This window comes from Allosalinactinospora lopnorensis, from assembly GCF_000981225.1.
GTDB classification, from domain to species: Bacteria; Actinomycetota; Actinomycetes; order Streptosporangiales; family Streptosporangiaceae; genus Allosalinactinospora; species Allosalinactinospora lopnorensis.
Genome location: NZ_LAJC01000055.1, coordinates 19,867 through 41,472, shown reverse-complemented (window position 1 = coordinate 41,472; position 21,606 = coordinate 19,867). Strand labels below are relative to the sequence as shown.

At 71.0% G+C, this 21,606-nt stretch carries 15 protein-coding genes and 2 pseudogenes; 10 read left to right on the top strand and 7 right to left on the bottom strand.

All coding sequences use genetic code 11. The features are described from left to right. Together VS93_RS18805 and VS93_RS18800 are read right to left on the bottom strand one after the other, a co-directional pair. Positions 1–936 (bottom strand): annotated as a pseudogene (locus VS93_RS18805) (hypothetical protein); the annotation flags it as partial. A 467-nt stretch (positions 937–1,403) separates the two neighbouring features. After that, complete coding sequence (locus VS93_RS18800; RefSeq protein ID WP_082127010.1) at positions 1,404–2,009, bottom strand: YbhB/YbcL family Raf kinase inhibitor-like protein; 606 nt, start codon at positions 2,007–2,009, stop codon at positions 1,404–1,406. A gap of 273 nt (positions 2,010–2,282) precedes the next feature. Between VS93_RS18800 and VS93_RS18795 the strand changes: the two genes are divergently transcribed. Both VS93_RS18795 and VS93_RS27160 read left to right on the top strand, forming a co-directional pair. Then, positions 2,283–4,811, top strand: a complete 2,529-nt coding sequence (locus VS93_RS18795) for a BTAD domain-containing putative transcriptional regulator (RefSeq protein WP_052745854.1) — start codon at positions 2,283–2,285, stop codon at positions 4,809–4,811. Next, positions 4,808–5,533: a hypothetical protein gene (locus VS93_RS27160; protein ID WP_052745853.1), complete on the top strand. Its 726-nt coding sequence runs from the start codon at positions 4,808–4,810 to the stop codon at positions 5,531–5,533. Before VS93_RS18795 ends, VS93_RS27160 begins: the two co-directional genes overlap by 4 nt. 23 nt (positions 5,534–5,556) lie before the next feature. Here VS93_RS27160 and VS93_RS18790 read toward each other — a convergent pair. Together VS93_RS18790 and VS93_RS18785 are read right to left on the bottom strand one after the other, a co-directional pair. After that, a pseudogene (locus VS93_RS18790) lies at positions 5,557–6,371 on the bottom strand (ABC transporter permease). Between the two features lie 11 nt (positions 6,372–6,382). Continuing rightward, positions 6,383–7,384, bottom strand: coding sequence for an ATP-binding cassette domain-containing protein (locus tag VS93_RS18785; protein ID WP_046471212.1), 1,002 nt, complete (start codon positions 7,382–7,384; stop codon positions 6,383–6,385). A 284-nt stretch (positions 7,385–7,668) separates the two neighbouring features. On the opposite strand from VS93_RS18785, the gene VS93_RS18780 reads away from it, so the two are divergent. Both VS93_RS18780 and VS93_RS18775 read left to right on the top strand, forming a co-directional pair. Further along, the gene (locus tag VS93_RS18780; protein ID WP_338022767.1) at positions 7,669–8,085 is read left to right on the top strand and encodes a PH domain-containing protein; all 417 of its coding nucleotides are present in this window, start codon (positions 7,669–7,671) and stop codon (positions 8,083–8,085) included. Further along, a complete protein-coding gene (locus VS93_RS18775; RefSeq protein WP_046471211.1) occupies positions 8,082–9,875 on the top strand; it encodes a PH domain-containing protein in 1,794 nt (597 codons plus the stop codon). Before VS93_RS18780 ends, VS93_RS18775 begins: the two co-directional genes overlap by 4 nt. A 108-nt stretch (positions 9,876–9,983) precedes the next feature. Here VS93_RS18775 and sepH read toward each other — a convergent pair whose 3' ends face one another. Next, positions 9,984–11,192 carry a septation protein SepH gene (gene sepH / locus VS93_RS18770; protein WP_046471210.1) on the bottom strand — a complete coding sequence of 403 codons (1,209 nt, stop codon included), beginning with the start codon at positions 11,190–11,192 and terminating at the stop codon, positions 9,984–9,986. 531 nt (positions 11,193–11,723) lie between these two features. On the opposite strand from sepH, the gene VS93_RS18765 reads away from it, so the two are divergent. Then, positions 11,724–12,851 (top strand): ICP22 family protein, encoded by a 1,128-nt coding sequence (locus VS93_RS18765; RefSeq protein ID WP_052745852.1) that lies wholly within the window; start codon positions 11,724–11,726, stop codon positions 12,849–12,851. Between the two features lie 103 nt (positions 12,852–12,954). Here the strand turns inward: VS93_RS18765 and VS93_RS18760 are convergent, their stop codons facing one another. Beyond that, positions 12,955–14,256, bottom strand: a complete 1,302-nt coding sequence (locus VS93_RS18760) for a D-arabinono-1,4-lactone oxidase (protein ID WP_046471209.1) — start codon at positions 14,254–14,256, stop codon at positions 12,955–12,957. Positions 14,257–14,458: 202 nt separating this feature from the next. Between VS93_RS18760 and VS93_RS18755 the strand changes: the two genes are divergently transcribed. From VS93_RS18755 to VS93_RS18745, 3 genes are all read left to right on the top strand, one after another. After that, complete coding sequence (locus tag VS93_RS18755) at positions 14,459–15,493, top strand: ferrochelatase (RefSeq protein ID WP_046471216.1); 1,035 nt, start codon at positions 14,459–14,461, stop codon at positions 15,491–15,493. 125 nt (positions 15,494–15,618) lie between these two features. Then, a complete protein-coding gene (locus VS93_RS18750) occupies positions 15,619–17,649 on the top strand; it encodes a S9 family peptidase (protein WP_046471208.1) in 2,031 nt (676 codons plus the stop codon). A 40-nt stretch (positions 17,650–17,689) separates the two neighbouring features. Beyond that, the gene (locus VS93_RS18745; protein WP_046471207.1) at positions 17,690–18,511 is read left to right on the top strand and encodes an inositol monophosphatase family protein; all 822 of its coding nucleotides are present in this window, start codon (positions 17,690–17,692) and stop codon (positions 18,509–18,511) included. Positions 18,512–18,575: 64 nt separating this feature from the next. Here the strand turns inward: VS93_RS18745 and VS93_RS30100 are convergent, their stop codons facing one another. After that, positions 18,576–18,743, bottom strand: a complete 168-nt coding sequence (locus tag VS93_RS30100; protein ID WP_173434330.1) for a hypothetical protein — start codon at positions 18,741–18,743, stop codon at positions 18,576–18,578. Positions 18,744–19,503: 760 nt separating this feature from the next. Between VS93_RS30100 and VS93_RS18740 the strand changes: the two genes are divergently transcribed. Both VS93_RS18740 and VS93_RS18735 read left to right on the top strand, forming a co-directional pair. Then, entirely contained in the window at positions 19,504–20,157 is a 654-nt protein-coding gene (locus tag VS93_RS18740; protein ID WP_046471206.1) for a response regulator transcription factor, read from the top strand. Then, entirely contained in the window at positions 20,154–21,437 is a 1,284-nt protein-coding gene (locus tag VS93_RS18735) for a sensor histidine kinase (RefSeq protein WP_046471205.1), read from the top strand. Before VS93_RS18740 ends, VS93_RS18735 begins: the two co-directional genes overlap by 4 nt. Positions 21,438–21,606: the final 169 nt, after the last annotated feature.

Below are 21,606 nucleotides of genomic sequence, written 5' to 3'. Positions count from 1 at the left end.
CGCACCGGGGAGGTAGCCGCTGGACGACGGGGCGGCCGGTGAGCCGAGCGGATCGCGGGAGAAGGAGCCCGAGTCCCTGGAGGAGGGCCGGGAGGGCTCTCCGGTGCCCGAAGGTGTCGGCGGCGTCCACGACCGGGTCTCCGGCGGGCTCTGGGATCCCGCTTCGCGCGCCGAAGGCACCCCGAGCGGGTCGTTCAGCGGATCCGGTCGAACGGGTGCCGATGGGGGAGGGGATGGGGGCGGCGGCGCGGGATCCTGGTCCCGGGGCGGCCGTTCGGGGAGGGGCGGCCGTTTGGGAAGCGGGGTGCTCTCGGAAGCCGCGGCGGCGGAGTCGTTCTCCTGGCCCAGACTCGCCAGCTTGGCGAGGTCGGGGTCGGGGATCTCTGTGCTTCCCGCGGGAGGGGTCTCCGGTTCCCCGGCGGGGTCGGGGCCATCGGCGCGGCGCGCGCGGCGGCCGCGGGAGCGCGGGGCCGGCTCGGGCTCGTCGTCGTACGGGGAGTCGTCCCCCTCGTCCGAGACGGCGGACATGGCCTGCGTCGCCTCGTTACGCGCCTCCCGCCGCCGCGGCCGTTCGTCGTCCTCGCGGCCGAAGGACGATTCGTCGCCGGACAGACTCGACCAGAAGTCGTTGTCGGACAGCCCGCCGGAATCGTCCTCCCAGTCGTCGTCGGCGCGGTTTCGCCGCAGGCGGGGGCGCCGTGCGGGACGCGGTTCGTCGGCGTCGGCGCGTGAGCGGCGCCCGCGCGGGCGGGGAGCGGGCTCGGCCTCCTCCTCGTCCTCCTCGCCCTCGAATCGGTCATCACCGTAGTCGTCGTAGTCGTCCTCGTACTCATCGCGCGCGTTACCGATACTGAGGGCGCGCATGCCCAGCAGGATCAGCACGAGGACGGCGAGGACGACGATGACGGCGATGATGGTGATGAGCGTAATGGTCATGGTGAACGCACCACCCTAGGGCCTGCGGCATGGGAAGGGACAGAGGAGCCACCGGCGGGGGTGATGTGGTCAGCGGGCACCGGACGCGGCGGCACCCGCCCCTCAAGGCCTGATGCCGCCGTTGCCGATCCGCCTTGCACGCGGTGGTCGGCCGGAACCGTGGTGCACACGCACGAGCTCCGCACGCCGATCCCCGGGCGGTCGGCTGGCAGCCCCCCGCCGCCGGGGATGGGAGAGGCGTCCACGGCGCTCGTCCGCGGGAGGACGGCACGACGCTGGCGCCTCGCTGTGTGCTGAGTGAATGTGGTCATCAAAAAATCAAGGGGGGGCACGGATCCACTTTATGCATAGTTGCGGCACGAGTGCAGAGGGCGACGGAAGCTTCCTGGTGTCCTTTGCGAGAATGCAATCGAGCTATGTGTCCAAAACGCGGGAAAACATTCCTGGGTCGATTGTGGCGCATTTCGCTACCCGCTGGTAGTGGTGAGCGACCCCCGGGCTATGGCGCGCGAGGCGATCGCCTCCAAGGAGTCCTCCAACGGCGCGCCCTCGGGAAGGTCGACCTCCTCACTCAGCGCGTAGACAGTGAACCGGTACTCGTGCTTGTGCCCCTCCTCGGGGCACGGCGGGTCGTAGGCGGACCCGCCCGCACTGTTTTGACCCTGGTGCGCCGGCTGCGGAACGCTGTTCTGCCGGATCTCGGGGACCTGCGGGTCCATGCCGTAGAGCACCCAGAAGACATGCGCATCCGAAGGGTCGTCCGCGACAACGGCGATCGAGGAGGTCCGGTCCTCATCGGGCAGACCCGACCACTCCAAGGGGGGAGAGACGCCCTCGCCCGCGCAGGTGTAGGCGTCGGGCAGCGGACGGCCCTCCTGCATCATCGGGCTGTTCACATTGATGTCGGCGCTCATCTCGTTCTCGAACGCCGGCGAGAGCGAGCCGCAGCCCGCCGTTGCGGCCAGCAGCACGACCGCTCCGCTCGTCACGGCGAAACGGCGCCGTGCGCGCGGGAGGGCCGAGACGGCACCGTGGCGCGAGCCGGAGGAACAGTGGGGTGCGACCGGGAACATGGGGCTCCTGCGAAACTTCTGAATTGGTCTCTCCTGGGGCGTCGCCGGGCCGGATCCCCGGACGCCTCCGGGTGTGGCGCCGCGGGCAGCCCCTGCGGCGAGTTTCCCTTGGAACCTTACTCCGGTCCAGATGCCGACGGGCCCCGGATCCGCGATGCGCGGTCCCACGGCACTCGCCACCCGCGCCATCCTGCCCGGGAACCCCCGGACGGTGCGGCGCGTTCAGGGAAAACCGGTTGAGACCGGAGGCGGACCATCGGAGATCATAGGACCGTGCGGTATTCCATCCTGGGGCCTTTGACCGTGCGCGACGAGACCGGGGGGACGGTCCCTGTCGGCGGCGCGCGGTTACGCAGACTACTGGTGCTGCTGCTCCTGGAGCCGGGGCGCGTGGTCGGTACCGACCGGCTCATCGACGGCATCTGGGGCGACGACGCCCCCACCGGTGCCGGCAACGCACTACAGGCCCTGGTTTCGCGGCTGCGGCGCGCCTTGGGCGACGGTGTGCCGCTGCACGGCGATATCGCCGGATACCGGCTGGATGTCCATCGCTCGCAGATCGACCTGTGCGAGTTCGAGGACCTCGTCAACCGCGGACGCCAGTTGCGAGCGGCCGGCGATCCGCGCGGTGCGGCCCGGGTCTTCGAAGAGTCGCTCTCCCTGTGGCGCGGCCCTGCCCTGTCCGATCTCTCCGGTACCGGAGCCGCCAAGGACACCGCCGTCCGGCTGGCCGAACTGCGGCGCGGCGTCACCGAGGAGCGCCTTTCCTGCCGGTTCGACTACGGCGACCACCGAAACGCGCTTCCCGACATCGAAGCGCTGGTAGCGCGGGAACCGCTCCGCGAGCAGCCGGTCGAGCTTCTCATGCGCGCGCTGGACGCCTCCGGCCGCCAAGCCGACGCGCTGGCCGCCTACGATCGGCTGCGCCGCGCGCTCGCGGAGGAGCTCGGCATCGACCCCTCTGCGCACGTGCAGGAACTGCACGTGCGGCTGCTGCGCGGCGAGTTGCAGCCGGTGCCGCCCGGCGAAGAGGAGTCCCGCCCGCCGCCGGTCACACGGCTGCCGCGCGTTCTCACCAGCTTCGTCGCGCGCGACGAGGAGGTCGGTACCGCGGTCGGCCTGCTGCGTGGCCAGCGCCTGGTCACGATGATCGGGCCCGGGGGCGCCGGCAAGACCCGGCTGTCCATCGAGACTGGCACCACCGTCGCCGAGCGGGAGCCGAAGCTTGTCGCGGACGGCGTCTGGTTCGTCGACCTCGCCCCCATCAGCGACGACGCGGAGATCCCGTACACCGTCCTCACCGCGCTCGGGCTGCGCGAACGTTCCCTCATGGTCATGCAGACGGGTGCCTCCGCCCCGAATGTCGATCCGGTCGCCCGCATCGTCGAGACGCTCGCTCCGCAGGCTCTCCTGGTGATCCTGGACAACTGCGAACACCTGGTCACCGGTGTCGCGGAACTCGCCGAACGCCTGCTCGCCGCCTGCCCTCGCCTGCGGATCCTCGCCACCAGCCGGGAGCCGCTGGCCGTGGACGGCGAGCGGCTGCTCGCGGTGCCCTCGCTGGCGCTGCCGCCCGAAGGGACACCGGCCGAACAGGCCCGGGACTACGCGTCGGTGCGGCTGCTCGCCGAACGGATCGCGGCCGCGTGGCCCGGGTTCACCGTCGACGAGCGCAACGCCGAGCACGTCGTGCGCATATGCCGAGAACTCGACGGCATGCCGCTGGCGCTGGAGCTCGCCGCGGCCCGGGTGCGCGCCATGCCTCTCCCGAAGCTCGCCGAACGGCTGAGCGACCGGTTCCGGCTGCTGACGAACGGCAGCCGCTCGGCGCTGCCGCGGCACCAGACACTGCAGGCCGTCGTGGACTGGAGCTGGGAGCTGCTGGACGAGGCCGAGCGCACGCTGCTGCGCCGGTTCTCGGTGTTCGCCGGCGGAGCCACCCTGGACGCCGTCGAACAGGTCTGCAGCGACGGCGGTGCGGGCGAGGTCGGCGGACGGGACGTCTGGTCGGTGCTGTTCGCCCTCGTCGACAAGTCCCTCATCATCGCCGATCCACTTCCGGCGGAGGAGGGCGAGCCCCGCTACCGGATGCTGGAGACCGTGCGGGCCTACGCGGCGCAGCGGCTCACCGAGAGCAGTGAGGAGGCGGTGCTGCGCCGCGCGCACGCCGAGCACATCCTGCGGGTGTGGAACGAGGCCGACCCGAAGTTGCGCACCTCCGAGCAGCTCACCTGGCTGTCCCGGCTGCGCGCCGAGCACGACAACTTCACGGCGGCGCTGCGCTGGGCCATCGACACCGGCGACACCGTCCTCGCTCTCGACCTGAACCACGCCGCGCAGTGGTACTGGCACATGACCGACACCTGGGCCGACCTCTGCCGCTGGTCCGGCGAGATCATCGAGCTGACGGGAGAGCAGCCGCCCGAAGGGCGGGCCGTCGCCTACGCCGAATGCCTGTTCATGTCGGCCGCCGCCGACGAGAACGACGGCATCACCGCCGAGAAAGGGGTGCTGCGGGCCGAGGAGGTGCTGCGGCGGGCGGGAGAGGCACCGGAGAACCACCGGACACTGATCTTCCTGCCCGTCTACCTGACGATGCTCGGCCATGACCGCGGGGAGGTGCTGCGCCGCCTCGAGCGCAGCGCCGAGGAGCGGGATCCGTGGCTGCGCGCCACCGCCAGGGTGCTGATAGGCCTGGTCGCCATGCAGGGCGGGGCGGCCCGGCGGGCCCGGGACCTGCTCTTGGAGGCGCTGGAGGCTTCCGCCGCCTGGGGGACCGGTGGGGCACCGCCCAGGCCGTGATCATCCTCGGTGACCTGGTGCGGCTGAGCGACCTGGAGCACGAGCGGGCGCTGCTCGACGAGGGGATCGCTCTGGCCGGGGAGATCGGCGTCAACGGTCTGGACGCGGTACTGCGGAGCCGGCGGGCCTTCGCACGGGCGAACCAGGGCGAGACCGAGGCGGCCCGGCGCGACGTCGCGGAGATCACCCCGGTCGGGCTGGAGCGCGAGGGCGTCATCATGCTGCGGCTGGCCGAGGCCGAGATCGAGCGGGTGGCCGGTGCCGCCGCCCGCGCCCGCTCGGTCCTGCTCGGGGTCCTCAAGGAGACCGAGAACATGGGGCGGGTCGTCCGCCGCCAGGTGGAGCCGGTGTGCTACGCCAACCTGGCGCGCACCGCCATGGAGCTGGGCGAGCCGGAGGAGTCGTGGCGGTACGCCGTCACGGCGTGGAACGGGATCCTTCCCGGTACGGAGGCCACGCAGGCCGGCCTGGTCCTCGAAGTGCTCGCGGAGAAGGTGCTCGGCGAGAGCCCCGAGCGCGCGGCCACACTGCTCGGCTACGCCGAGGCCGTGCGCGGGCTGCCCAACGAGGCCGAGCCCAACATCGTCCGGCTGCGTGCGAGGGCGCGGGCGCGCCTCGGCGACGCGGGCTTCGCCCAGGCGTACCGGAAGGGCGCCGACACCGGGCGCGCGGACATCGTCTCCGACATCGGGGCGTGGCTGGAGAGGCGGGCGCGCGCCTGAGGGCGCGGCGCCCGCCCCGCCGTTCAGGAGCGCCGCTTGTAGGCGCGCGTGGCGAGCGGGAAGAAGACCGCGGTGAGGCCGGCCGTCCAGACGACGGTCCACAGCAGCGGCCCGGCGACCGGGCCGCCCATCAGCAGCCCGCGCATCGCGTCGACGACGTGCGTGACCGGGTTGACGGCGGCGAACGCCGCCATCCAGCTCGGCATGTCGTCGGGGTTGACAAAGGTCGAACTGGCGAACGTCAGGGGGAACATCCAGATCGAGCCGAACGTCTGCACCGCCATCGGAGTGCGGAGCAGCAGCCCGGCGAACGCCGACAGCCAGCACAGCCCGAACGCGAAGAGCATGACGACGGCCGTCGCGGCGATGATGCTGGTGACGCCGCCCTCAGGGCGGAAGCCGATGGCGAACCCGACGATCAGCACCATCATGACCGTCAGCAGGTAGCGCACCATGTCGCCGAGGATCGCGCCGATCAGAGGTGCCGAGCGCGCGACCGGCAGGGAGCGGAACCGGTCGAAGATGCCCTTCTCGATGTCGGTGTTGAGCGTGATGCCGGTGCCCATGGTCGCGAAGATCACCGATTGCGCCGTGATACCGGGGATGATGAAATCCCGGTAGACCTGCCACCCGCCGCCCTCGATGGCGTTGCCGAACACGAAGACGAACAGCCCCACGAACATGACGGGCATGAACGTCAGACCGAGGATCTCCTCGGGGTTCCGCTTGATCTTCAGCAGCTGCGCCAGGCCAGCAGGGCCCCGTGCTGGACGGTGGCCGCCGGGGTGATCCGGGGCACCAGGTTCGGCCCGTTGTCCGAAGCGGGGAGCTCCGTCATCGTCGCGGCGTTCAACCGTGTGTCCTTTCGAAAGCCGGGGCCGTGGTGTCGCTGGGAACGTCGTCGGCGGGGTGGCCGGTGAGGGCGAGGAACACCTCGTCCAGGCTGGGTTTGCGCAGGGTCAGCTCGGCCACGGAGATCCCCTGGTCGTCGAGGCGGCGCACCACCTCGGGGAGCACGGCGGGGTCCGTCACCGCGGCACTGGCGGTGCTGCTCGACGTGCGGGCCTCCGATCCGGAGACGAGCTCCACGATGCCGACGACCCGGTCGAGTTCGCCGGGTTCGACCGGCTGCACCTGCAGCACCTGCGTGCCGGCGCGGGCCTTGAGCTGATCGGGTGACCCCCGGCTGATGACCTTGCCGTGGTCGAGGACGACGATGTCGTCGGTCAGCTGGTCGGCCTCCTCGAGGTACTGCGTGGTCAGCAGCACGGTCACGCCGTCGTCCAGCAGGCCGCGCACCACGTCCCACATCTCGTTGCGGCTGTGCGGGTCGAGGCCGGTGGTGGGTTCGTCCAGGTAGAGCAGGCTGGGACGCCCCACGAGACTCGCCGCCAGGTCCAGCCGGCGCCGCATGCCGCCCGAGTACGTCTTGACGGGGCGGTCGGCGGCGTCGCTGAGCGCGAAGCGCTCCAGCAGCTCCGCCGCGCGCCTCCGCGCACCGGGGCGGGTGTAACCGAGGAGCCGCGCGATGAGCAGCAGGTTCTGGGTGCCGCTGAGCTCGTCGTCGACCGCGGCGTATTGCCCGGTGAGCCCGATCAGCCGCCGCACCTGGTGCGGCTGGCGGACGACGTCGTATCCGCCGACAGTAGCGCGCCCCTCGTCCGGGTGCAGCAGAGTCGAGAGGATGCGCACCGTGGTGGTCTTGCCCGAGCCGTTGGGCCCCAGCACTCCCAGCACGGTCCCGGTACGCGCTGTGAGGTCGACCCCCGCGAGAGCCGTTTTTCCCTTGAATTTCTTGACCAGGCCGTCCGCGCGGATGGCGGCTGCCTCGTCTCCTTCGAAAGCGTTCACCCTCCCAGTTTCGGGACAGGTACTGACAAACCGCTGACAGGCGTGCTGACAGTGCCCGGCCTGGTGGCCGGAACCGCGCCGGCGCCGTCCGGTGCGCCGTGTTCGCCGGGGGCAGCGCGGGTAGGTGGCCGTGAGTGGACGCGTGTCCGCGAAGAGCGACCGGAAAGTCCTAGACTCGGGGCGTGATGAGCACCCGTTTGCGTGCGCCGCAGTACCGTGTGTCGCCTCGTGCCGTACCGATGTGGACATTGGCCCATGCGATCTCGTCGATCATGGTGGCCACCGTGTTGAGTCTGATCGCCTGGGGTATGGTCTCGGCGGCCTGGCCCTGGGTTCCGGGGTGGCTCCTGGAGCACGTCTGGTGGATCCCGGGGGTCTACCTGGGGTACGCCCTGGTCAAGACGATCGTCGCGCCGCGCTGGCGGTACCGGGTGCATCGCTGGGAGGTCACCTCCGATGTCGTCTACACGCGCACCGGCTGGCTGAGCCGGGCCTGGCAGCTCGTCCCGGTGAGCCGCATCCAGACGGTCGACCACACCCAGAGCTGGCTGGAGCGGATGTTCAACGTGGCCACGCTGCGCGTGCAGACGGCCTCCTACGCCGGATCGTCCACCATCGAAGGGCTGGACGCCGCTGAGGCGCAACGGATTTCCGAAGAGCTGGCGGTACGCATCGGCGAAGTGCGGGATGACGCGACTTGACCGAGAACGAGGAACCCGGCCTTCCCACCGGCCCCGGTGATTCGGGCGGGGAGGTCCGACCCGACTACCGGTTCGTGCCCGGTGCGCTGGCCCGCTCCGAGACCGGGAACAGCCCTGAGGGCGGGCGCGGCCCAGGGGCGCAGGAGCCCTACGGCGGCGGTCGCGGCCCCGAGGCAGCCGAGCCCGCGCCGGCCCCCGTCCCGCCCCCGGAGCCGGTGTACCGGCTCAGCCCGCGCTCGATGATGACCGCCCCGGTCAACCTCCTGAAGGGATTCGCCGTCCCGCTCGGGGTCGCGGTCGTGGTGGGGAACTTCAACCCGTGGGTCCTGGGCAGTGTGGCCGTCGCCATCGTCGGGATGATGCTCTCCGGCCTCTTCACCTACCTGACGTTCAGTTACCAGGTGGGCTCGGAACGGCTGGAGATCCGCCAGGGACTGATCAACCGGCACCGCAGGACCATCCCGCTGGAGCGCGTGCGCGGCGTGGACATCACGTCCACCCTCCTGCACCGTCTTTTCGGGCTGGCGGTCGTCAAGGTCGAGGCCGCTGCGGGTGGTGGCCGGGAGGAGGAGGGCAAACTCGACGCCGTCACCATCGAGGAGGCCGAACGCCTGCGCCGGGTGCTGCTGCACCGCCGCGCTGTCCTGCGGGGCGACACGGAGGGGGCGGGAGAAACGGCCGCGGAGCCGGGAGCCGCGCCCGCGGCGGATGAGGGGACCGGGGAGCCGGGGGCGGCGCACGGCTCGCCGGAACCCGAAACGGTCTACTTCACAATGCCGACGGGCTGGTACTTCTACGCGCTGCTGAGCCTGGCGCACCTGGTCACCCCGTTCGCGGTGCTCGCCGCGCTCCTGGGGCTCATCGGCCAGGTCATAGGGGAGACCGGCGCCGCGGAGGAGGCGGTCGGGTGGCTGCTGTTCCGGGACGTCACGCTGCTCATCGGTGTCGCCGTCGGGACCATCGTGGTCCTGCTGCTGCTGATGCCGGTGTTCGCCGTCGTCTCCTACGGCATAACCCACTGGGGTTTCACGCTCCGCAGGCGCGGGGGCGCGCTCATCGCCGAGCGCGGGCTGTTCACCCGGCAGAGCGTGACCCTCGAGTACCGACGGATCCGCGGGTACGAGCTGCTCGACAGCCCGCTGGAGCGCCTGCGCCGGGCGGTCCGGCTGCGCGCGGTCGTCACCGGACTGGGCGAGACCGCCACGCGCGCCATGCTGCTGCCCATCGGGGACCGGGCACGGGTGGAGCAGGTCATCGAGCAGGCGCTGAGGCCGTTCCGGGGACTGCTGATACCGCACCCCGGGCCCGCCCTGGGACGCCGCCTCTTCCGCGCGGTCGCGCCGTTCGCCGTGCTGGCGGTCATAGCCGGGGGCGCCGGGCTGTACATACTGGCCGGCGCGTTCGCTTTCGTGGCGCTGCTGGGTGTCCCGCTCGGCGTGGACCGCTACCGCTCTCTGGGGCACGGGTACGACGGCCGGCGGGTCAGCGTGCGCTCCGGGTCGCTGCGCCGGGAGCAGGCGGTGGTGGGGCGCGAGGCCATCATCGGATGGACGTGGTCGCAGAGCCTGTTCCAGCGCCGGTCGGGTCTGGCGCACCTGGAGCTCGCGGTGGGGGCCGGCAGCGGCGGCTACACCGCCATTGACGCCGGGTTCGAGGAGTCGGTGGCCTTCGCCGCGACGGTGACCCCGGAAATGGTCCGCCCGTTCCTGGAGAGGTCGCCTGAGCCACCGGACGGTGACGGCGCGGAAGGCGCCGTGCAGGCCGAAGAACCGGAGGGCCCCGCCTCCTGACGGTCCCGTCGAGGCATGGACGCCGCCGCCCGGCCGATTTCGCGTTCCCTCGCTACGAGGGAACGCGAGCACCGGGCGGCCCGCTGCGGTAACAGGCGCGGCGGCGGATCAATCGGGCTTCTTGGAGCCGAACATGATCTCGTCCCAGGAAGGGACCGAGGCGCGGCGGCCGCGGCCCTTGCGCTTGGGCGTCTGGGCGCCGCCGGTGGTCCCGCCCGCTGCGGCGGCCGACACCGGAGCCTCCTGTCGCGAACGCTCCTGCCGGCCCTGGCGTTCGGAACGTTCCTTGGAGCGAGGGGCGGCGGGCGGAGCGGAGTGCTGGGCGGCGGGGGTCTCCGGCGCTTCCGGCTCGGGGCGTTCACCGGAGGGTCCCTCGGCGGCGGGACTCTGGGGACGTGCCGGCGGCTCCGGCGCGTCGTCCGCCGGTGCAGGCTCGTGCGGCTTCCCGGTCGGACGGCGCTGCGGAGCGGTCGTGGCGGCGCTCTCCTGCCCGGCCGGGGCGGGGGCCGTGCGTTCCGATGTGACCGAGACGCGCCCGGGCGCCGCGGGTTTCTCGGGGGGAGCGGCGGGTTTCAGCGGGGTCGTGGAGGGCGACTGCTCGGTCGCGGCGGAGGACAGGGGGCTTTCCGGCGGAGCCACGGGGTCGGTCCGGGGCGGCGCGGACTCCGCTGCCCCGCCCTGGCGGCGCGGGACGAAGGGCGTCACGTTGGCGCTTCCGGGACCGAGGTCCAGCGGCTCTGCGGCCTCCGGTGTGCAGAGCCGGACGGCTTCCTCGTCGGCCGGGGTGACGCAGCGGCGGCGGGGTTCGTACCTCCAGTGCGCCACGCGCTCCTCGTCGGCCACCTGGAAGGCCAACCTGAGCTGCCAGGTGTTGTCCTCCCGCTTCCAGGCATCCCACACGGCATCGCCGGTCTCCAGCTGATGGGGACCGATGCGCTCGTTCACGAGGTCACCGAGGGTCGGACCGGGAGAGGACTCCCCTTGGCGGCGGACCGACGCGCGCTGGGCCTGCTGCGCCATGTACTCGCGTTCCTGCAGCACAGGGCTCTCGAACCAGCGCACGCGTTCTATGGGGATCCCGGAGTACTCGGAGATGGCCTCCGCGGTTTCCCCGGAGCGGATCCGGGCCTGGATTTCCTTCGGGCGCAACGGATTCTCCACTTCGATCTCGTACTGGCCGAGCCGGGAGAACTGGCCGCGCACGGCGGCGCGGAGACGGTCGTCGACGGGCAGCATGAAGCGGGTACCACGGCCGGCGCTGGCCAAGACCAGGTAGGTGCCGTCCTCGCTCACGGCGACGAGGCGAAGCTCCTGCATCGCCCTCCCTTTCGCGTCCCGTCGAGGGTAGGTCCCGGGCCATCCCCCACGTTCTCAGTCTTGTCGGCATCCGGTCGTTCGGCCAGTACCGCGCCCGGCATGTCCGAACCGTACGTGTCCCTCCGGGCACGCGGCAGCCTGCCCGGAGAAGTCCCGGTGCTCCTATCGTGCCATCCTGACACGTGAGCGGGCCTGCTCCCAGGGGAGCGGCGAGAGTCGGTTTGGTCTCCTCTTGACGTCCCGTCGGTGATGCTATCTCGGAGAGGGGACACCTCTCGCGGACCGGATACGTATGGCGTTGCGCCCCGTAAGGGCCACCGGATCGAGTTCCCGGTCGGCCGACCAGCGCCCCGGCGCCCTTCCGGCGAGCGGCGGCGTCCGGCTTCTGACGAGGGAGGAACACTGAGCCCCCCTGGAATGGTTGACCGGTTACGACGGGGGTGGCCGGATGCGCCGCGCGGCGCATCCGGCTCGGACGGTCCCGGGGGATCCGAGAGCCGCACCGCGCCGAGCGGCGTATGAGGGGGGAGGATGACCGAGGACGAGGAGAAGAACAGGAAGGAAGAAAAGAAGGGGATCGACCTGAGCATGGCCCAGGTCGCCGGAGGGGGACTGGCCACGCTGAGCGCCGCAACCGCGGCTTCGTTCCTGGGGGTCTACGGCACCATCATCGGGGCCGCGGTGATGAGCGTGCTGAGCACGGCCGGGGCCGCCGTCATCCAGCACTTCTTCCAGAAGAGCGGGGACAGGGCCAAGGGCTTTGCCGAGCGTGCCAGACGGGACCCTGCCGAGAAACGGAGCTGGGCGTCCAGCGCGACCCGGGATCTGTCGTCCCACAGGGGCCCTGGAGGCGCGGCCGACGCCGATAGGCCGCTCGCCGCCACGATGGAACCCCACGAGGGCCGCGAGCCCCGGTCGGGGCACGATCCGGAGGACACCCGGGCGACCCAGGCGTTCTCGGCGGCCGCGGGCCGCGAGGACGAGACGGCCGTCTTCCGTACCGGGGCAGGCGTTCCCGACTCCCCCGCGGAGACGACGCGGACCGATACCCGCGGGTCCGGCGCCACCCGGGCGATGCCCGCGGTCGGCGGCCCCTCGTCCGCCCGGGGAGCGGGCCCGGGCGGCGGTGGTGAAGGCCCGGATGCCCCGGAGGAGGAGCGGTCCTGGTGGAAGCGGCGCGGGTGGAAGCCGCTGCTCGTTTCCGCGCTGGTCGTCTTCGGCCTGGTCATGCTGGCGATCCTGATGTTCGAGCTGTTCACCGGGCGCTCGCTGACCGACACCGTGCAGGGCAGGGACACCGAGTCGGCGCCGACGCTCATGGGCGGTTACTCCGAGAGCGGTGAGCAGCCGACCGAGGAGGAGTCCGAACCCGGCCCCGACCCCGAGGGCCAGGAGTATGACTCCCCCGGACAGGACGTTCCTCCCGACCCCGAAGACCCCGGCGAGGAGCCGGGCCGGGCCCCGGAAACCGGGGACCAGCCCGAGGAACCGAGCGGGGAGACCGGCGAGCAACCCGACCCGGGGACCGAAGGCCAGCAGGACGACCCCGCCGAGCAGGACGGCGAAAGCGGCCAGGGCGGTGTGGAGCAAGGAGAGCCCGACAACGGGGGAGCGGCGCCGCCCGGCGGCCAGTACGGCGAACCGCGGTCTCCCCTGTAGGGGACACGGCGCTAGGTGTTTCCGGGGGTCGACCGCCATCCCACCCCTTTGGGGCTGGTACCGCGGTGGGGCGGGGAGGATCCTCCCCGCCCCACCGCGGGGCTCAGGAGCCCAGCACGGTGTCCAGGTAGGCGTTGCCGAAGCGACGCCGCGGGTCCACCCGGTCGCGAAGAGCCACCGCCGCGCCGAACCGCGGATAGACCCGCTCCAGGTAGGCGCGGTCGCGCGTGTGCAGTTTGCCCCAGTGCGGCCGGCCGTGCACCGAGGTGAACACGGCCTCCAGGTCGGCGAAGTAGTCGCCGTACGGGACGCCCCGGTAGACATGGACCGCGATGTAGGCGGTGTCGCGGCCGTGGGCGGTGGACAGCCACGCCTCGTCAGCCGGCGTGAAGCGAACCTCGATGGGGAAGCTGATCCGGTGGCCCCGCCGGTCGATGATGCCGCGGATCTCGCGAAGCACGTCGGGCAGATGCCCGACGGGGATCGCGTACTCCATCTCCACGAACTTCACGCGCCGGCTGCTGGCGAACACGCGGTGCGAGGCGTCGGTGTAGGAACGCGCGGACAGCGCCCGGGAGGAGAGCTGGTTGATCGCCGGAACCGCCGCCGGCGCCTGCCGGACGAACCTGTTGACCGCGTCGAATAGCGAGTTGGACAGGAACTCGTCGTCCAGCCATGCCCTGAACGGGGCGAGGGGAGCGGCCGGCCCGTCGGCCCGGTTGTTGCGTTTGGTGTTGGTCTGCCCGGTGTGCGGGAACCAGAAGAACTCGAAGTGCTCGTTGTCTGAGCGCAGTTCCGGAAGCCGCTCCAGGACCTCGTCGAGCGGCATCGGCTCCTCGCGCGCGCGCAGCAGGAAGGCAGGGTGCACCTCCATGGTGAGTGCGGTGACCACGCCGAAGGCGCCAAACCCGACCCGGGCCGCGTCGAACAGGTCGGTGTTCTCGTCGGCCGAGCAAGTCACGACGCTGCCGTCGGCGAGTACCAGCTCCATGCCGCGTACCTGCGAGGCAAGCCCGCCGGTATCCCGTCCGGTGCCGTGCGTCCCGGTCTGGAGGGCCCCCGCCATCGTCTGCACCGCGATGTCGCCCATGTTGGCCAGCGCCAGGCCGTGCCCGGCCAGCGCCTCGTTGAAGTCGCACAGGGGAAGGCCGGACTCCACGGTGGCGGTACCTGCCTCAGGATCCACCGAGCGCAGCGCGGTCAGCGAGGTCGGGGCGAGCATCACGCCGTCGGTGACCGCCACGCCGGTGAACGAGTGCCCGGATCCCACCATCCGCACCGGCAGCCCCTCCCCGGCGGCGGAGTGCACGGCCGCGACGACGTCCGCGGTGCTGTTGGGAGCGATCAGCCGGCGCGGACTGACCTGCTGGGTGCCGGACCAGGTGTGCCATAACACATTCGTCATTGAGAGTCCTCCCGGAGAGGCAGCGGAGCGGTGCGGCGGGGACCCGCAGCGGGGAGCTGCGGCCTCCGCCCTTCGAAGGGGAAGGGAACGAGGGCGGGCCGAGAACAGGGAGGCTACCCATGCGGTGGGCCGCGTGCAGCGCGGGGAGGCCGTCACCGCTGAGGTGACCGAACGTGTTCCCGCGACCTGGTTTCATGTAGTCATGAGGCCCTACGACGCGTTCCTGCTGCTCTCCTTCGGCGGCCCTGAAACCGACGATGACGTCATTCCCTTCCTGGAGAACGTCACCCGCGGCCGTGGCATACCTCGAGAGCGCCTTGCGGAGGTCGGTGAACACTACTTCCTGTTCGGCGGTGTCAGCCCGATCAACCAGCAGTGCCGGGACCTGATCGAGGCGGTCCGCGCCGACTTCTCCGCCAATGGCGTGGACCTCCCCATCTACTGGGGGAATCGGTTCTGGGATCCGCTGCTCGCCGAAACCGTCGCCCAGATGGCCAAGGACGGTGTGCGACGCGTCGTCGCGCTGGCGACCTCGGCCTACTGCTGCTATTCCAGCCGCCGCGCCTACCTCGACGACATCGCGACCGCCCGCGAGGCTGCCGGTCCCGACGCTCCCGAGATCGATCTGATCGGTCCCTTCTTCGACCATCCCGGGTTCGTCGAGCCGCTCGTGGAGCACACCCGCGAAGCGCTGGCCGGGCTGCCCGCTGACAAGCGCGCCGGCGCCCGCCTGCTGTTCTCCGCGCACTCCATTCCCACGGCCATGGCCGACGCCAGCGGCGGGCCGGGGCAGGGCTACGGTCCGGGAGGGGCCTATGTCGCGCAGCTTAGGCAGGTCGCCCGGCTGGTGAGCGAGCGTCTGGGGACCGGGAACGACTACGAGCTCGTCTACCAGAGCCGCAGCGGTCCGCCGAGCCAGCCCTGGCTGGAGCCCGACATCAACGACCGGATCGAGGAGCTCGCGGAGGAGGGCGTCTCCGCGGTGGTCGTGGTGCCCTACGGCTTCGTGTCCGACCACATGGAGGTCAAGTACGACCTCGACCACGAGGCGCTGGACACCGCGCGAGGCCTCGGGATCGACTTCGTCCGCGCGCTCGCCCCCGGTACCCACCCGAGGTTCGTCTCGATGGTGCGCGAACTCATCGCCGAACGTGCCGAGCCCGGCGGGCAGCCCGCGGGACTCAGCGCCCTGCCCCCGTGCGCTCGGGAGTCCTCCGCCTGCTGCCAGCCGCGGTGAGGAGCGCCGGGAGGCGAGCAGGCCGCGACCGCCGGGATTCGGACGGCCGGCGACTCTCGACACGGACGGCCGTCCGCCGGATAAAGTCGTGATGCCCAAGGCCTGGCGGATTCGGAGGGAATGTCGTGGTTCGTTGCTGGTATGAACTGTCCGACTACATCGGGCTCCGCCGCGTCAACGGACTGCGGCTCTCCCCGGACGGAACGCGCCTCGTCGCACCAGTCAGCGAACTCGAACCGGACGGAAAGGCGTTCGGGACGGCACTGTGGGAGATCGATCCCGACGGGCGGCGGGAGCCGCGCCGGCTGACGCGCTCCACAGCGGGGGAGGCGGCGCCCGGATTCCTCCCTGACGGTTCCCTGCTCTTCACCTCCGCGCGCCCCGACCCCGAAGCGCCGTCCAGAGAATCCGCCGCCCCCGGGCCCGGCCTGTGGCTGCTGCCCGCGGACGGCGGAGAGGCCCGCCAGGTGGCCTCGCACCCCGGCGGGATCGGATCCTTCTCGGTCGCGCGCGAGACGGGAAGCGTCGTCTACTCCGCCGAGACGCACCCCGGCAGCATCGACGCCGACGCCGACGAGCGGGCGCGCAAGGACCGCAAGGAGGCCGGCGTGACGGCCATCCTGCACGAAGGTTTCCCGGTGCGGTTCTGGGACAGCGACATCGGCCCCGCCCACCCCCGGCTCTACGCCGCCGAGCCCCCCGAAGACGGTGCCGCCGGCCTCGGTGAGGCGCGCGACCTCACCCCCATTCCGGGAACGGCCCTGCAGGACCACAGCGCCGACATCACCCCCGACGGCCGCACGGTCGTCACCGACTGGCGGACGCCCAAGGGCAATGCGGAGGAGCATACCGTGCTGGTCGCCGTCGACACGGCCGGCGGCGAGCGCCGCGTGCTCGCCGCCGATCCCCGTGTCGATCTCACCGCTCCCAGGGTCTCCCCGGACGGCCGCTATGTCGCGGTCCGGCGGTACTTCCCGGGCGAGTACGACGGCGAGCCCCGCGATTCGACGCTGTGGCTGGTCGAGCTCGCCACCGGCGAGCAACGTGACCTGCTCCCCGAGCACGACCTCTGGCCGCGCGACCACGCCTGGGCCGCCGATTCCTCCGCGGTGTTCATCGTCGCCGATTTCGAGGGCCGCCGCCCCGTCTACCGGATCGAGCTCGCTACCGGCGAGGTCACCCGGCTGACCGGTGACGACGGCGCCTACAGCGAGTTGAACCCCGCCCCCGACGGCACGACCCTCTACGCCCTGCGCGACTCCTGGGACGAGCCGCCCACACCGGTCCGCCTCGACGCCGCGGCCGCCGGCGCGGACCCCGTCCGGCTGAAGGCGCCCGAGGAACCGCTGCAGGTTCCGGGATCCCTCACCGAGGTGGAGACGGTGGCCGATGACGGCACCCGCGTTCGGTCCTGGCTGGTCCTGCCGGAAGAAGCGTCGGCGAAGTCCCCGGCTCCGCTCCTGCTATGGGTGCACGGCGGCCCCTACATGAGTTTCAACAGCTGGTCCTGGAGATGGAACCCGTGGCTGATGGCGGCGTGCGGGTATGCCGTACTGCTCCCCGACCCGGCGTTGTCCACCGGCTACGGCCAGGACATGCTGCGCCGCGGCTGGGGCCGCTGGGGACCGCGGACCTGCGCCGACCTCATGGCGATCACTGACGCCGCCGTGGCCCGCGACGACATCGACGGCGAGCGCACCGCGATGATGGGCGGGTCGTTCGGCGGTTACATGGCCAACTGGATCGCCGGACACACCGACCGGTTCAGGGCCATCGTCAGCCACGCATCGCTGTGGATGCTGGACGCCTTCGGCGGCACCACTGACTATCCTCCGGTCTGGATTCAGGAGTTCGGCGAGCCGCGTACGCAGCCCGAACGCTACGAGCTCAACTCCCCTCACCTGAGCGTGACGAACATCAACACGCCCATGCTCATCATCCACGGTGACAAGGACTACCGCGTTCCGATCGGGGAAGGGCTCCGGCTGTGGTGGGATCTGCTCCGCCACGATGTCGAAGCGAAGTTCCTGTACTTTCCGGACGAGAACCACTGGGTCCTCGCCCCGGGCAACATCAAGATCTGGTACGAGACGATCTTCGCCTTCCTGGACCACCACGTGCACGGCAAGGAATGGCGCCGTCCGGAACTGCTCTGAGCACCGGCGGCCGGAGACGACCACGACGGGGGAACCAACGATGCACGCAGCCGACCCTGCCCGGCTTCTGGACCTCGCCACCGACGTCGCCCGAGAGGCTGGGCGGCTGGCGGCCGAAGGGCAGGCCGGCGTGGACGTGCTCGACACCAAGTCCACACCGACCGACGTTGTCACGGAGATGGACCGCTCGGTCGAGGAGCTGATCCGCAAGCGCCTGCTGAACGCGAGACCCGGCGATTCCGTTCTGGGGGAGGAGGGCGGCTCCGAGCCCGGCTCCACCGGTGTGCGCTGGATCGTCGATCCGATCGACGGCACGGTGAACTACCTGTACGGCCGGGACGAATGGGCGGTGTCGATCGCCGCCGAGTCCATGGGCGAGGTCGTGGCCGGGGCCGTGGTGGTCCCGGTCCGCGGGGAGGTCTACACGGCCACGCTCGGCGGCGGCGCCTACTGCGACGGCCGGCGGCTCAGGGCCGATGACGCGGTGCCGTTGGAGATGGCGCTTGTGTGCACGGGGTTCGGGTACAGCGCCGAACGGCGTGCACACCAGGCCGAGGTGCTGCGTACCGTGCTGCCGCGGGTGCGCGATATCCGCCGCTGCGGTTCGGCCGCGGTGGACCTGTGCTCACTCGCCCGCGGGAGGGCCAACGCCTACTACGAGCGCGGGCTGAACGCTTGGGACTGGGGTGCCGCCGCGCTGATCGCGCGGGAAGCCGGTGTGAGGGTCGAGGGCCTGCACGGCGCTCCCCCGAACCCCGAACTCCTCGTCGCCGCCGTTCCGGGTCTCTTCGAGGAGCTGCACGCCCTGCTCGCGCCGCTGAGCGCCGACACCGATGGCACGGTGGCGCACCAGGGCGCGTGACCGACGCGACAGGGGCCGGCCGGAGTGATCCGGCCGGCCCCTGTCGCATCTTCACGATCGCAAACTACGCGCAGTGTGGGTCGATACCGTTCCGTGCGGCGATGCGGTGCAAATCCTCGAGTTCCGACGCGTGGGCGTCGGCGAGGAAGTCGTCTCCGGCGGCCCGGGCTGCTTGGAGCGACTTGTAGGTCTCTGAAATGCGGACCTTGATCTCCGCGACGAACTCGCCCATTTCACCTCACTTGTTTCGTGTCTGCGCTACATCGAGTCACAGCGTTGTGACAGGGCCGTGTGGGTCCAGGCGTGCGGGCGCCCACTCGGTCGGCATGGGTCTTGCGAGGGCCGGAAGCGGTCGGGCGGGGGCCCGGCAGGGGCGCAATGGACGCACCTGTCGTGTTCCGTCCCGGCGATTGCTGGCCCTACCCGCAACCGTCCCCCGGCGAAACCTCGACAGCGGAACGTGACCGATCTGTGACCGGTCTGGATGTGCCGCGGTTGTCCATCATGCCAAGCTGTCCGGCGGGCGACGCAGCGAGGGGGCGAATGGCGCGCCCGGCGCGGGTGGCCTACAGCACATCGGATGATTCATGCCAGTACTTACCTGTTTCTTATCCCATATGTGGCACGTTTGAAATGTGCGGGGTGAAGGTCGCTGCCGGCGGTTGGGGGATGCGCCGGCAGCGACTCCCGTTCAGGGGCCCGGCGGGCCGGTCCTACGAGGACCGGACCTCCGGGATCCAGGGTTCCCGGAGACCGACTCGGAGTTGCCGCACCTGATCCACCGCCCTACGTTGATCTCGTGAGACGGTGGAGAGAGTGAACCCGGAGCCGCTCCCGCGTGGCCGCCGCCACGGAGGAGCGCGGTGGTTTACCCGGTTCTTATTCGGGGTGTGCGATAACAGTCGGCATAGCCGGGGGATAGACGCCGCTGCCGGTGTGTTGGGGGATGCGCCGGCAGCGGCCTACCCGGCCGCTCGGAAGCGAAGGGCAAAGTGCGGGTACTTGTGGTGGAGGACGAGCAGGTCCTCGCCGAAGCGGTGGCGGTCGGACTGCGCCGGGAATCGATGGCGGTGGACGTCGTCTACGACGGGGACAGCGCCATGGAACACACGGACGTCAACGACTACGACGTCATCGTGCTCGACCGCGACCTTCCCGGTGTCCACGGCGACGACGTCGCGCGGTCCCTGGTCGACCGGAGCTACACCGGGCGGATCCTGATGCTCACCGCCTCCGGGGAGCTTGAGGACCGGGTCGAGGGACTCACCCTCGGCGCCGACGACTACCTGGCCAAACCCTTCGCCTTCGCCGAGCTGATCGCGCGTGTGCGTGCGCTGGGCCGCCGCGCGGTCCCGCCGCTGCCTCCGGTGCTCCGGCGCAGCGGGGTCACTCTCGATCCGGCCAACCACGTCGTGGAACGGGACGGCCGCGAGCTCGCGCTCACGCCCAAGGAGTTCGCCGTTCTCGAGGTGCTCATGCGCGCCGAAGGAACGGTCGTCAGCGCCGAAGGGCTGCTGGAGAAGGCCTGGGACGAGAACGCCGACCCGTTCACCAACGTCGTGCGGGTCACCGTCATGACGCTGCGCAAGAAACTCGGCGATCCCCCCGTCCTCCAGACCGTTCCCGGCGCGGGGTACCGGATTTGAGTGTCGGCGCCGACGACGGGCCGCCGGGTGAGGTCGCCGCGACTCCGCCGGGCGACACGGGGACGTGGCGCCGGCTGAACACCCAGCCTTCCCAGCCGGGGAACACCGAGGGGTCGGTGTCGCGCGGTGTGCACCGGCTGACCGACAACATCAGCCTGCGGGCCCGGCTGACGCTGATCTACGGCATGCTGTTCTTCGCCGCCGGCTCGCTGCTGGTCCTGCTGAACTACGTCATTGTCGCCGCGCTCCTGGACAACCTGACCTTCACCCTGCAGCCGGGCTCTCCCTACGCCGACGACCCCGATCTGGTGGAGGCGGTGAAGAGCTCCCTCATCGAGGACGTGCTGGCGCAGGTGACGCGTTTCTCCGTGCTGGCACTGGTCATCGTGGGGCTGCTGGCCGTGGCGCTCGGCTACGTGGTGGCCGGCCGGGCGTTGTCGCCGCTGCACAAGATCACCCGGATCGCCCGTCGGCTTTCGGAGCGCTCCCTGCACGAGCGCATCGCGCTCAGCGGACCCGACGACGAGATCCGGGAGCTCGCCGACACCTTCGACGACATGCTGGAGCGTCTCGACCGCGCCTTCGACGGCCAGCGCCGCTTCGTCGCCAACGCCTCGCACGAGCTGCGCACCCCGCTCGCCATCAACCGGACGCTGCTGGAGGTCGCCCTGAGCGACCCCGATGCCTCCGCCGACCTCAAAACGGTCGGGCGCACCCTGCTGGAGACCAACTCCCGCCACGAACGCCTCATCGACGGCCTGCTGTTTCTCGCCAAGAGCGAGCGCGAGCTGGACGTGCGCACCGTCGTCGACATCGGCGAGGTCTCCAACACGGTGCTCAGCCAACTCTCCCAGGAGATCGAGGAGGCCGGGCTGATGCTGCGCTCCGACCTGCGCGGCGCGCCGGTGAACGGCGACCCGGTGCTACTCGAACGGCTGGTGGCCAACCTGGTGGAGAACGCACTGCGGTACAACGTGGACGACGGCGAGATCACCGTGCGGTCCGGCTTCTACGAGGGGCAGCCCGCGGTCCAGGTGGAGAACTCCGGTGCGATCATCCCCGCCTATGAGGTCGAGGGACTGTTCGAGCCGTTCCGGCGCGGGTCCGGGGAGCGGGTCCGTTCCAGCAAGAGCGCGGGCCTGGGGCTGTCCATCGTGCGTTCCGTGGTGCGCGCGCACGGGGGAAACGTGAGCGCCTGGCCTCGCTCGGGGGGAGGCCTCGTGGTCACCGTGTGCTTCCCGGGGCAGGCGCGCGAGGGAGCATCGGGCGGTAATCGGTAACACGCACCCGTGGCAAGGTGCGCGACCTCCCAATACGTGATATCTATACGTGTCCGACGACACGGTGACCCGAGGTCCGAGCAGTTGCCAAAGGTGGGTATGCTCTCCCGGGCGTAAACACGGCGGGAATTTCGCCCGGCGTGAACGTGTCTGTTCTGACCTTGCCCGT

What these genes read in the sequence shown, in the direction of transcription:
- VS93_RS18800 (WP_082127010.1), bottom strand. Translation starts at nt 2,009, where the DNA reads ATGTTCCCGGTCGCACCCCACTGTTCCTCCGGCTCGCGCCACGGTGCC.
- sepH (WP_046471210.1), bottom strand. Translation starts at nt 11,192, where the DNA reads ATGCAGGAGCTTCGCCTCGTCGCCGTGAGCGAGGACGGCACCTACCTG.
- VS93_RS18765 (WP_052745852.1), top strand. Translation starts at nt 11,724, where the DNA reads ATGACCGAGGACGAGGAGAAGAACAGGAAGGAAGAAAAGAAGGGGATC.
- VS93_RS18760 (WP_046471209.1), bottom strand. Translation starts at nt 14,256, where the DNA reads ATGACGAATGTGTTATGGCACACCTGGTCCGGCACCCAGCAGGTCAGT.
- VS93_RS18755 (WP_046471216.1), top strand. Translation starts at nt 14,459, where the DNA reads ATGAGGCCCTACGACGCGTTCCTGCTGCTCTCCTTCGGCGGCCCTGAA.
- VS93_RS18745 (WP_046471207.1), top strand. Translation starts at nt 17,690, where the DNA reads ATGCACGCAGCCGACCCTGCCCGGCTTCTGGACCTCGCCACCGACGTC.
- VS93_RS30100 (WP_173434330.1), bottom strand. Translation starts at nt 18,743, where the DNA reads ATGGGCGAGTTCGTCGCGGAGATCAAGGTCCGCATTTCAGAGACCTAC.